Annotated in this window: 13 protein-coding genes; 7 read left to right on the top strand and 6 right to left on the bottom strand. The window is 30.0% G+C overall.

Annotated features, from left to right (window positions below; all coding sequences use genetic code 11):
- The first annotated feature begins 18 nt into the window (after nt 1–18).
- A complete protein-coding gene (locus ACKTST_RS08490; RefSeq protein ID WP_408047332.1) occupies nt 19–759 on the top strand; it encodes a LytR/AlgR family response regulator transcription factor in 741 nt (246 codons plus the stop codon).
- A gap of 106 nt (nt 760–865) precedes the next feature.
- Nucleotides 866–1,978, top strand: coding sequence for an NHL repeat-containing protein (locus ACKTST_RS08485; RefSeq protein WP_408047331.1), 1,113 nt, complete (start codon nt 866–868; stop codon nt 1,976–1,978).
- Between the two features lie 242 nt (nt 1,979–2,220).
- Here the strand turns inward: ACKTST_RS08485 and ACKTST_RS08480 are convergent, their stop codons facing one another.
- A complete protein-coding gene (locus ACKTST_RS08480) occupies nt 2,221–2,565 on the bottom strand; it encodes a hypothetical protein (protein WP_408047330.1) in 345 nt (114 codons plus the stop codon).
- An 85-nt stretch (nt 2,566–2,650) separates the two neighbouring features.
- On the opposite strand from ACKTST_RS08480, the gene ACKTST_RS08475 reads away from it, so the two are divergent.
- Entirely contained in the window at nt 2,651–3,181 is a 531-nt protein-coding gene (locus ACKTST_RS08475) for a hypothetical protein (protein WP_408047329.1), read from the top strand.
- Here the strand turns inward: ACKTST_RS08475 and ACKTST_RS08470 are convergent.
- On the bottom strand, nt 3,176–3,610 hold the full coding sequence (locus ACKTST_RS08470; RefSeq protein WP_408047328.1) for a DUF7738 domain-containing protein: 435 nt from the start codon (nt 3,608–3,610) through the stop codon (nt 3,176–3,178). The genes ACKTST_RS08475 and ACKTST_RS08470 overlap by 6 nt on opposite strands.
- A gap of 120 nt (nt 3,611–3,730) precedes the next feature.
- Here ACKTST_RS08470 and ACKTST_RS08465 point away from each other — a divergent pair, with 120 nt between their 5' ends.
- Genes ACKTST_RS08465 through ACKTST_RS08450 form a run of 4 tightly spaced genes read left to right on the top strand, consistent with a single transcriptional unit; the run spans nt 3,731 to nt 6,620 of the window.
- Complete coding sequence (locus ACKTST_RS08465) at nt 3,731–5,044, top strand: NAD(P)/FAD-dependent oxidoreductase (RefSeq protein WP_408047327.1); 1,314 nt, start codon at nt 3,731–3,733, stop codon at nt 5,042–5,044.
- Complete coding sequence (locus ACKTST_RS08460) at nt 5,031–5,339, top strand: hypothetical protein (protein WP_408047326.1); 309 nt, start codon at nt 5,031–5,033, stop codon at nt 5,337–5,339. Before ACKTST_RS08465 ends, ACKTST_RS08460 begins: the two co-directional genes overlap by 14 nt.
- Nucleotides 5,340–5,343: 4 nt before the next feature.
- Nucleotides 5,344–5,700 (top strand): hypothetical protein, encoded by a 357-nt coding sequence (locus ACKTST_RS08455; protein WP_408047325.1) that lies wholly within the window; start codon nt 5,344–5,346, stop codon nt 5,698–5,700.
- Complete coding sequence (locus ACKTST_RS08450) at nt 5,697–6,620, top strand: AraC family transcriptional regulator (protein ID WP_408047324.1); 924 nt, start codon at nt 5,697–5,699, stop codon at nt 6,618–6,620. Before ACKTST_RS08455 ends, ACKTST_RS08450 begins: the two co-directional genes overlap by 4 nt.
- Nucleotides 6,621–6,637: 17 nt before the next feature.
- Here the strand turns inward: ACKTST_RS08450 and ACKTST_RS08445 are convergent, their stop codons facing one another.
- The 4 genes from ACKTST_RS08445 to ACKTST_RS08430 all read right to left on the bottom strand — a co-directional run bounded on the left by ACKTST_RS08445 (nt 6,638) and on the right by ACKTST_RS08430 (nt 10,857).
- Nucleotides 6,638–7,321, bottom strand: a complete 684-nt coding sequence (locus tag ACKTST_RS08445; protein ID WP_408047323.1) for a hypothetical protein — start codon at nt 7,319–7,321, stop codon at nt 6,638–6,640.
- A gap of 198 nt (nt 7,322–7,519) precedes the next feature.
- Nucleotides 7,520–8,662 carry a 3,4-dihydroxy-2-butanone-4-phosphate synthase gene (gene ribB, locus ACKTST_RS08440; RefSeq protein WP_408047322.1) on the bottom strand — a complete coding sequence of 381 codons (1,143 nt, stop codon included), beginning with the start codon at nt 8,660–8,662 and terminating at the stop codon, nt 7,520–7,522.
- Complete coding sequence (locus ACKTST_RS08435; protein WP_408047321.1) at nt 8,640–10,112, bottom strand: LptF/LptG family permease; 1,473 nt, start codon at nt 10,110–10,112, stop codon at nt 8,640–8,642. Before ACKTST_RS08435 ends, ribB begins: the two co-directional genes overlap by 23 nt.
- Nucleotides 10,113–10,203: 91 nt before the next feature.
- The gene (locus ACKTST_RS08430) at nt 10,204–10,857 is read right to left on the bottom strand and encodes a LolA family protein (RefSeq protein ID WP_408047320.1); all 654 of its coding nucleotides are present in this window, start codon (nt 10,855–10,857) and stop codon (nt 10,204–10,206) included.
- Between the last annotated feature and the right edge of the window lie 7 nt (nt 10,858–10,864).

The following is a 10,864-nucleotide window of genomic DNA, read 5'->3' as shown; positions in this document are numbered from 1 at the left end:
ATCGTTTATTGAGATATAATGAATAAAGTAAAAGCACTGATAGTAGATGATGAATTAAATGCACGTGAAAACTTACGTTTTTTACTCGAAGCATTTTGTAAAGAAGTTGAAGTTGTTTCAGAAGCAACTAATGTAGATGAAGCCATTATTGAAATAAACAAGCACCAACCAAATTTAGTTTTTTTAGATATTGAAATGCCAAAAAGAAACGGATTTCAATTATTAGATGAATTTTCGACTATTGATTTTCAAATCATTTTTATAACAGCTTACGATAAATATGCAATTCAAGCTTTTGAAGTAGCAGCAATAGATTATTTATTAAAACCAATTGAGATAAATCGATTAAAACAAGCGGTAATAAAAGCAACAAAAATTATTGGAGCTACTTTTAATTCTGAGCAATTAGAACTTTTAAAATCAAATAAAAAAGAAATAAAGAGAATTGCTATACCCTATAAAAATGATTATGCAATTATAAATGTAAATGATATTCTTTGTATTGAAGCAGATAGGATGTATTCAATAATTCACTCTGCTGATAATAAAAAATTTATAGTCGCTAAAAAATTAAGTTATTATGAAGAATTATTTTCTACAGAAGGAGATTTTATAAGAGTACATAGATCTTGGATAGCAAACGCTAACAAAGTAGAAATCTATTCAAAAAAAGAAAAAAAGATAACTATACATACCAATTTTACAATACCAGTTAGTAAAAGTTACAAAGAAAGCTTTGAAGCCCTTTTTTATTCATAATTTTCAAATAATTCATTCGGAAAGTTAAAAATATCACTAGGAAACTTATGGTAAATAAGTTTCTAAAGAAGGCTCATATTTGACGGTAAATAAAATTATATCAAATATGAAAAAATGTTTACTTATAGCTTTTGCAGCTATTCAATTAGTTTCTTGTAGTAAAGATGATGCTATTAAAGAACCTATCAAAGACGAAATTTTAAAAGGAAATGTAACAAGTATTGGTAATCAACCTTCAAATAAACCAGTAAGTAATAAAAATACACCAACAGTAATAGATGTCTTTTCTAGAGTTACTGATATTGCTATTGATCAAAATGGAGACTTATATGTAGCTGATGGTAACGATAAAAGAATAAAAAAAATAAGAACATCAAACGGAAGCAACCTTGTAACTAATTTTGCAGGGAGCGGAAGTTCAGGACATGCTGATGGAACAACAACTACTGCAGGGTTCACCTTCCCTAAAAGTTTAGTTTTTAGTAAAGATTATAAAACCTTATATGTTTCTACTTGGTATTATGTAAGAGCTATTAATATGGAAACGAATGAGGTAACTACAATAGCTGGTGGAGGTAATAGTGTTGATGGTATTGGTACGCAAGCGAGTTTTACAAGTAACCCATTTAGTCTTATTATTAATAATGCAGGAACAGCATTATATCTTACCGAAAATATTATTCAGATAGGGAGCGCTCATATAAAGAGGGTGCGTAGAATAGATTTAGCTACAAAAGAAGTAAAATCGATTGGTTTTAATAACTTAACAAGCACTTTTAATCCAGGGTATATGGTAGTAGACTCAAAAGATAAATATCTTTATATGGCGAATCGTACAATGGTTTTAAAAATTGAGTTAAGTACAGGTAAAGCAACAACAATTGCAGGAAACGATTCATCTGGTTTTGTTGATGGAGTTGGTACAGCAGCACGTTTTCAGGCAATTGGAGGTTTAGCGTTAAGTCCAAATGAAACTTACTTATATATAGCTAATGGAAGTGGAGAAGGGGTAAGATGTATTAGAGCTTTAAATCTTGACACAAAAGAGGTAACTACAGTAACAGGTTATGATGAGAATAATAATAATATAGGTTTATTTGCTGATGGGGATTCAAAAACAGCAAGATTCAATGATGTATATGGTATGGAGTATGACAAAACTACAAATACGTTATATGCTGCAGATCCGTTTAATAAAGCTGTTAGAGTGATTAAATAAGTTAAAATCAAACATAATTTTAAAAAACCGAATAGATTCGTCTATTCGGTTTTTGGTATTAATATTTCTAATACTATTTGTTGTTGCGTATTTTTGCACTATGAAATTTTACCAAAAAGAAATTCAATTACCTGAGTTTAAAAGAGGTTATCACTTAATAACTGATATCTTGTTAAGTGCTTTCCCTTTCTTGTGAAAACAAAATGCTACTTAAAAATAGCAACAATAATAATGTAGACTTTCTATTCATTACATTTTACTCTTTGATCTAGATTTACTTTAACTACGTTTGGGTTTTTGTTAGAAACTTTTATATTGTAACAATCTCCAATTTTAACTTCAAGAAAATAAATGTCAATAACTTTTTCATAATGTGTATTATCAAAAGTATAAACACAAGTAGCAAGATTTTGTTTACTAATAAAGCCTTTGTCTGCATTCATTTTTAATTTTATAATTTTAGCTTGGGTGATTGTAAAATCACGTTCCAATAAATCATTTCTGCCTTTAACTATAAAATAGAGTACAACAATTATAATTCCCAATATTGAAAAGAGGGCGATTGTTCCATTATCAATTTTTTTCATATTATGATAAATTAAATTTCCTGCAAGTATACAAGAGTCTTATGATGAAATGATGTTAAATAAAAAAAATAAAAATAGATTATAAATGAAACAATATAATAAATTCAATTTTTACAGAAGTACCTATTGTGAGTTTGAAATGCATAATATCAACTTTTTTGAAGATATGAAAGCGCATTTTCAAAGTAAATCAGGTAGTTACTATTATTATACTGAAGAGGGAGTTTTTCGCTATTCAAACCATTGGGGACGAGTTGCCAATTGCCGATGGAAAATTGATGGGATTGAAAACTATAAAAATCAGCAATATTATGTAGGATATGCGAGTTGGTCAAATTTTTATCCGTTAAATAGTACCGATAAAGTATTCTATTTAGAGGTTGATTATGTTGAAGGGAAAGCAAAAATCAAAAGAATTCAAAAAAATAATGAGTCTTCTAAATTTTTAATGACTTCTGAGTTTGCACATCAACGATTAAAACAAATTCAAACCTTATTTAAAGAGCATAAATGGGCGAATTATTATGAAGAAGATATCACTGTTTTAAGAAAACAATTAATAGATAAGTTGATAAGTTCTACCAAAAGTTTACAACAACTAAAATTAGAGTTATGAGTCTTTATAATCTCTATTTACTCCAAGACTAAAACCAAAACGAATTTCATTTTCACTACCTAATCTGTGAATAGCAATTTTACCTAGCGGAATTTTACCAAACTCATTGTTGGTTATTTCTTCATTGTTTAAAAACAATTTACCATTAAATTGCTTTTTGGTGTTGTACTCACTCTTGTCTTTTTTGTTTTGATAAATATTAATCGATAAGATATTATCACCATCAGTATATCCACAAAAAACACCGTGTGCATCCCAAATCATATAGTTATTACTTCGGGTAATTTCTCTACTAGGTTTTCCTAAAATAGTAATGAGCGTGTCATAATCTGTAGGAAAAGTAAGCGACTTTTTATTTATAGAAACCATATCGGTGTCGCACTCAATCACCAAATTCTTTACTTTTTTCTTTTTTAAAAAATTAAACATAATAAATGTGTTTTTCGTTAAAGTAACAATTTGTTAAGGAGTAACGTAAAACTAAAAAATAAATTTCAAGTTTCCCATTTCTGTTTTAATTAAATTTGTAATTCAAAAAAGTTACACTACATGAACATACCTCAAACGAGTTTTCCTAGAGTTATTATTATAGGAGGAGGATTTGCAGGATTAGCAGCTGCAAGAGCATTAGAAAATCAAGAATTACAGGTTGTTTTAATAGATAAACATAATTACCACACGTTTCAACCCTTATTATATCAAGTTGCTACAGGAGGTTTAGAACCCGATAGTATTGCCTTTCCGTTAAGAAAAAGATTTAACGATGTTGAAAATTTTTATTTCCGTTTAGCGAAGGTTACCAATATTAATACAGATAAAAATATAGTTGAAACTACGATTGGTAATTTAGAATACGATGAGCTAATTATTGCTACGGGTTCAACTACCAATTTCTTCGGAAACACAAACATTCAAAAATATGCGATGGAAATGAAATCCGTTCCGCAAGCATTGAATATTCGTAGTTTGGTTTTAGAAAATTTTGAAGAAGCACTGTTAGTCACCGATTTAGAAAAACGAAGAGCTTTAATGAACTTTGTTATTGTAGGTGGAGGACCAACAGGAGTAGAGCTTGCAGGTGCGTTAGCAGAAATGAAAAAAGGAATCCTTCCTAAAGATTACCCCGATTTAGACATCCGTTTAATGAAAATTAACCTGATTCAAAGTTCGGGGGAATTATTAAAAGGAATGAGTAATTCAGCTTCAAAAAAGTCCGAAGATTTTTTAATAAAACTAGGTGTTGATGTATGGAAAAACTTACGAGTGTTAGATTATGATGGAGAAACAGTAAAAACAGATGGTGAAGATCATTTTAAAGCACAAACTGTTATTTGGGCAGCTGGTGTGAAGGGAGAAACAGTTAGCGGATTGCAGCAAGAATGTTTGGTAGAAAGAGCTGATAGATTTAAAGTAGACGAGTACAGTAAGGTAATAGGCTACGATAATGTGTATGCAATTGGTGATGTAGCTTGTATGCAAACGAAAGACTATGAAAGAGGGCATCCTATGATGGCACAACCTGCCATTCAACAAGGTAGTTTAGTTGGGAAAAACATTTTAGCCAAGTTAAAAGGTAAAAAGCAAAAACCATTTAAGTATAATGATAAAGGTTCTATGGCAACCATTGGTAGAAACAAAGCAGTGGTAGATTTACCTAAATGGAAATTTCAAGGTGTTTTTGCTTGGTTTGTATGGATGTTTGTTCATCTATTTTCGCTTATCGGATTTAGAAATAAAGTAATTGTTTTTATGAATTGGGTATATAATTACATCCGTTTTGATAGAGAAACAAGGTTGATTATTCGTCCGTATAAAAATAAAAACAAGTACAGTTTTAAAGCACAAGAAGATGGCAATTACTAAGAATATTAAATGCCCAAATTGCGGAGTTTTTAATACCAATAGAGATTATTGCAAAAACTGTAATACCTTAATTTCTTTTGAAAAAAAGCAAGAACAAAAAGTAGCAGCTTTTAAACAAGAAGAAATTAAAAAGGCGCAACACAAAATTGAAAATCCAAATTTAGCTGAGCGATTAAAAAAGCACAAATTTTGGTTGTTTAGGATTTTTGGGTGGATTTTATATTCAGCATATTTATTAATTAGCGCAATAGGTGCTTTAGTAGCTTGGTTTGTAGCCATGGTAGCTGCAGGATAGTTGTATGAATAAAAAAATACTTCCATATTATTTTATAGCTTCTGTAGTTATTGGAAGTAGTATTTATGCGATGCAAAAGTTAGGAGTTCAACTTCCTAAGTTGATTAACAATTATGTAAATGATTTTTTAATTGTTCCTATAGTGCTCATACCATGTTTGTATGTTTTAAGGTGGAGTAGGGCTAACAAAAGTTATACAATTCCTTTGGGTGCAGTACTATATTTTTGCGCGTTGTATAGTGTACTTTTTGAATATTTATTACCCAAATTTCATGTAAGATACACTGTTGATTTTATTGATGTCGGTTTGTATTTTATAGGCGGATTAATTTTTTACTATCTTCAACAAAAAGAGGAATGAGTTTAAACGAAAAACTACCAAATAAAACGATTGTAAGAATAAGCAAAGCAATTTCTTTTATTGAAGAGAATTTGAGCGATAAACTTGTTTTAGAAGAAATCGCCAAAGAAGCCTATTTTTCTAGCTTTCACTTTCACAGGCTTTTTAAAATTGTAACAAAAGAAACGGTAAACGATTTTATTACCCGAAAAAGAATTGAAAAAGCAGCTTCGTTTTTAATTCATAAAAAAGAAAAATCTGTTACAGAAATTGCTGAAGCTATAGGTTTTACGAATTTATCGTCATTTTCTAGAGCTTTTAAAAAGTTTTACGGGTTAAGTCCTGCTGAATTTAGAAAAGAAACTCCCAGTAAATTTAGCAAGATTTGTAAAGAAGAAAGCAAGAATGGTCAAGTTGAAGTTCGATTTGAAGAATATATTTGTAACATACAAAATGCTTTAAATTGGATTAAAATGAACGCAAAAACTGAGGTAAAAATAGTTCCTGAAATAAAGGTTGCTTATATAAGTCACCAAGGGAGAATGGATGTAATTGGTGATGTTTATAACAGATTAATGCGTTGGGCAATACCTAAAGGATTGATGAATCAGCCAGATTTAAAAATGATTACTATTTATCATGATAGTCCTAAAATTACAGACCCGAATAACCTTAGAATGAGTGCTTGTATGACGTTGAGTTCTGAAGTAAATAGTGAGGACGAAGTAAATTTAAAAACCTTACCTGCAACCAAATGTATTGTTTCTAGGTTTGAGTTAGGATTTCATGAATTTCAACAAGCTTGGGAATCAAGCTTTGTATGGATGAGTGAACATGGATATAAAAAAGCAGATAAAGATCCGTTTGAAATATATCATAACAACCCAAATGAACACCCTGAAGGGAAAAGTATCGTAGATCTTTGTATTCCTGTGGAGTAGGGTGAGTAATGTAGGTTTTATTTGTTTCTTTTTTTTAGAATGATACTAATATCTGAATATAAATATACGATTCCTATTACACCCCCAAATATACTTTTTAAATAAACACCATTATTAATAGCATAAATTGACATAAAAATGATAAAAATTGAAAAAGGATATGAAAATAATCTAAACAAAATCATTTTTACACTCCATTCATTTTTTTTATGTTCAATTTTTTCAAAATTCTCTTTAGTTTCTATTCCTAGAGCTATTTTCAAATCATTTAACAAGTATCTTGTCTCGTTTAAATATATTTTTCTAAATATTGTATAAAAACCAAAAGTTAATAACCCAAATATTCCTAAAACTATTAGAGCGGTATAATCAAGATATTTAAAATCTTGAATCATTGGGATAATCAAAGCAAATAAAAAAAAAGAAATAATCAATCCACATAATATTATAGTCCACAATTTTCCGTTTAAGCTTAATTCAGTTTTGATGCTCTTTATTTCATTTTTTTCATTAAAGTTTATTTTAAATATTGGGTAAAAAGTTCCAACCCAATTATTTCGTATCCAAATAATGTATTCATTTAATTTTTTATCAGCAATTGTTTCTCCTCTATTGAATAGACTTGTTGAAATATGATTTAGCAAATTATTTTCTCTTTCAAGTGTAATTAATTCATCAATCTTTTCTTTGTGAGATTTCATAAAATCTTTTTCTTTATTGATACCAACTTAACTTATAATCAAAAATTGCTGTTAATTTTTTCTTTCAATAAAGAGGTGAGTTAATAACAATTTTATCCAAATATAGAAAAATAAAAAGGCGAATAGAAGTTTAAATTGTATCAAACAAAAAACCCTGAGTTATTAAACTCAGGACTTTTTGTTTTTATAGTGTTTTGATTAGTAGTTAACGTAATCAACAATTTCTAATCCGTAGCCAATCATACCAACACGCTTGGTTTGTTTGGTGTTAGAAACCAAACGTAATTTATGAATGTGTAAATCGTGTAAAATTTGAGCTCCGATACCAAAATCTTTATTGTCCATCACTACATTCGGTGCTTTCATTTCTCCTTTTGCTTGGTTTTCTTTTAACGCACGCAATCTATTCAATAAGTTTAAAGATTGCATTTGTTGGTTGATAAACAAAATAGCACCTCTACCTTCATCATTAATCACCTTAAACATCTGATCTAGTTTTTGATCAGCATTATTGGTCAACGTACCTAAAATATCGTTGTTTACTAAAGTAGAATTTACACGAGTTAAAATAGGTTCGTTTTTTGTCCAAGTTCCTTTAGTTAAAGCAATATGAACTTGGTTGTTTGTGGTTTGTTGATAGGCACGTAAGCGGAAATCTCCAAAACGAGTTTGAATATTAAAATCTTCTTTCTTTTCAATTAAAGAATCGTGCTCCATTCTGTAAGCAACTAAATCTTCAATAGAAACGATTTTTAAATCGAACTTTTTAGCGACTTTCATAAGTTGAGGTAAACGAGCCATAGTACCGTCTTCGTTCATAATTTCAACGATTACCCCAGCTGGTTCTAATCCAGCTAAACGAGCAAAGTCGATAGCAGCTTCGGTATGTCCTGTTCTACGTAAAACACCTCCGTTTTTTGCTTTTAAAGGAAAAATATGTCCTGGTCTTGCTAAATCAAAAGGTTTGGTATTAGGGTTGATAAGCGCTTCGATAGTTTTTGCTCTGTCGGAAGCAGAAATACCAGTAGTTACTCCGTTACCACGTAAATCTACCGAAATGGTAAAGGCAGTTTCCATGGGGTCGGTATTATTGCTAACCATCATTCCTAATTCTAATTCTTTACAGCGAGTTTCGGTAAGTGGTGTACAAATTAATCCGCGACCATGAGTTGCCATAAAATTGACCATATCTGGAGTGATTTTTTCAGCAGCTGCTACAAAATCACCTTCATTTTCACGGTCTTCATCATCAACAACGATAATTACTTTACCGTTTTTAATGTCTTCTATGGCTTCTTCAATTGTATTTAATTGAATGTTAGTTGGTGTTTGTGTTGTCATTGTTATGTTGTTTTCTCTTTTTAGAGAATAAGTTTTTTATAGAGTTTTTTACAGGTGCAAAAAAGCTATTAATATCGAAAAGACCTTTGTCTTGTGTTGCTCTTACGGTTAATGTAATAGCCAAAGGTAGCATTATAAAAACACTTAACCATGATCCTGTAATAGCAGTAAGAGAACTTTCTTCGGCTAAATTTCGCCCAAAAGTATTGGAGAAAAAATATAACACGTATATACCAATTGCAAGAATCATAGGTAATCCCATACCGCCTTTTCTAATGATTGATCCTAATGGAGCTCCAATAAAGAAAAGCAATAAACAAGAAAGAGAAAATGCTACACGATTGTAAAACTCAATATCGTATAAATTTAAAATTTTACGCTTGTCTTTCAAAGAGTTTTTATTTTGTACGTTGTTGTTTATGGTACGTTCTAATTTTGAAATAGCAGTAGAAACTATATTTCTTTTTTCGCTTAAATCGAAATTATCTAGTATGTTAGGTGATAGTTTTTTGTTAATTAACGAATCTGGGTATTGGTGTAGGTCTTCAATATCAATACTTAAAAAAAGGTTTTTAGCTCTACTTGAAATAAATGCATCATAGTTTTGTTTCATCGTAGGTAAAGTGTCTCTAAGCTGCGCTAAGCTTAACATGTTATATTGAGTCTTGTATTTTTCTTCTGTTAAATCTCCACTATCAAGAGATGAAATGTCAATATTAATAGTATATTCTTCAAAATCCACATAAGAAGCAGGCATTTTTTGACGCTCTTTAAAGGTAGAGCCATTTTTAAAATGATGCTCAAAATAATGTCCGTTTTTTAACACTAAGGTCATATATCTACTCCCTTCTTCAGACAAGATTTCACCTTCTTTAGCAGTGATAATTACATTGTTTCCTTTTTTTGAAGACAAATCGTATATCATTACTTCTTTTAAAAGGTTGTCATTTTCACCGTATTTTTCTTTAAATTTTATTTGAAAATTAGGTATTTCAGTGTTAAATCCACCCGCAACTAAAGCAATAGCTGGTTGTTTCTTTTTAATGTTAACCTTCATGTTTAGCTGTTTTAGCATCGCATAAGGGTATACATAATTTAAAAATAAAAAGTTAATACCACTTAAAAAGATTGCTAAGAAAACAATAGGTCTTACCATTCGTTGAAGTGAAACTCCTGCTGATTTTGCTGCAGCAAATTCGTAGTTTTCAGACAAACTACCTAAAGTCATAATAGAAGATAAAAGTACACCAATGGGTAAGGCTTGTGGAGCTACAATAAGGGTTGTATACCACAAGAATTTTAAGACAATTTCTACACTAATACCTTTCCCTGCAAGATTATCAAAAACTAGCCATAACGCTTGCATTACCAGTACAAATAAGATGATAAAGAAGGTTGCTAAAAAAGGAATTAAGAAGCTTTTTAATATATATCTGTCTAATGTTTTCACAGATGCAAAGGTAGTAGGTTAGTGGCATATAAACACAAAAGTTTTGTTAATGATTTTATAAGTGAATCACTAACAAAACTTTTGTGAGCTTTTAGTCGATATAGTAACCAAGTTTAGTGTACTTAGCTTTATCGAATGAAAAAGTTTTTTCTGAAATAGGTTGGTCGCTCTTAAACTTAGTAATGGTAAACGTTGTTTCTGCACCGTTAGAACCTATTTGAGTAAGTTTATAGATGTGTTTTGTTTTAGCATCAATACCTAATTGAACTTTAACAATGTCAGAATTACTATCAATAGGTGTTAAGTTGATGTATTGAACTTTACGTCCGTTGCTGTTCTTTAAATCTCCCATTGTATAATTGTAACCTTCTTTGTAAAAAGTTAATAATTTTGAAGGATAGATAAATCCGTCTTCTTCTTCAATATTACCATTTGTAATGCTAACTTCTTTCTCGTCTTGATTGATAACCACTAGTTTCTTTCCATCAAAAATAAAAGTGTTACCCAAGTAGTCTAAATTATATTTTTCTCCTGATAAAGTGATTTCTCCTCTAATCGGAGGGTCGTTGGTAATACCCGCTGCTTTATTAACTAAAGAAGAGTTAAAACCGATTACCATATTTTTATAAGCACCCATTTTTGAAGATACTTCATCTAATAATTTTTTTGCGTCTGAAGATTTTGATTGTCCTACAACACTAATGCTAATGAATAATCCAATAAATAATAATCCTATTTTTTTCATCGTCTTT

Source organism: Tenacibaculum crassostreae, assembly GCF_964512405.1.
Lineage (GTDB): Bacteria > Bacteroidota > Bacteroidia > Flavobacteriales > Flavobacteriaceae > Polaribacter > Polaribacter crassostreae.
The sequence above is the reverse complement of the archived record's forward strand: the minus strand, read 5'-3'. Positions and strand labels throughout refer to the sequence as shown.

Bases quoted from the DNA above. Each gene is read 5' to 3' on its own strand.
- ACKTST_RS08490 (WP_408047332.1), top strand. From the start codon at position 19: ATGAATAAAGTAAAAGCACTGATAGTAGATGATGAATTAAATGCACGT.
- ACKTST_RS08485 (WP_408047331.1), top strand. From the start codon at position 866: ATGAAAAAATGTTTACTTATAGCTTTTGCAGCTATTCAATTAGTTTCT.
- ACKTST_RS08480 (WP_408047330.1), bottom strand. From the start codon at position 2,565: ATGAAAAAAATTGATAATGGAACAATCGCCCTCTTTTCAATATTGGGA.
- ACKTST_RS08475 (WP_408047329.1), top strand. From the start codon at position 2,651: ATGAAACAATATAATAAATTCAATTTTTACAGAAGTACCTATTGTGAG.
- ACKTST_RS08470 (WP_408047328.1), bottom strand. From the start codon at position 3,610: ATGTTTAATTTTTTAAAAAAGAAAAAAGTAAAGAATTTGGTGATTGAG.
- ACKTST_RS08465 (WP_408047327.1), top strand. From the start codon at position 3,731: ATGAACATACCTCAAACGAGTTTTCCTAGAGTTATTATTATAGGAGGA.
- ACKTST_RS08460 (WP_408047326.1), top strand. From the start codon at position 5,031: ATGGCAATTACTAAGAATATTAAATGCCCAAATTGCGGAGTTTTTAAT.
- ACKTST_RS08455 (WP_408047325.1), top strand. From the start codon at position 5,344: ATGAATAAAAAAATACTTCCATATTATTTTATAGCTTCTGTAGTTATT.
- ACKTST_RS08450 (WP_408047324.1), top strand. From the start codon at position 5,697: ATGAGTTTAAACGAAAAACTACCAAATAAAACGATTGTAAGAATAAGC.
- ACKTST_RS08445 (WP_408047323.1), bottom strand. From the start codon at position 7,321: ATGAAATCTCACAAAGAAAAGATTGATGAATTAATTACACTTGAAAGA.
- ribB (WP_408047322.1), bottom strand. From the start codon at position 8,662: ATGACAACACAAACACCAACTAACATTCAATTAAATACAATTGAAGAA.
- ACKTST_RS08430 (WP_408047320.1), bottom strand. From the start codon at position 10,857: ATGAAAAAAATAGGATTATTATTTATTGGATTATTCATTAGCATTAGT.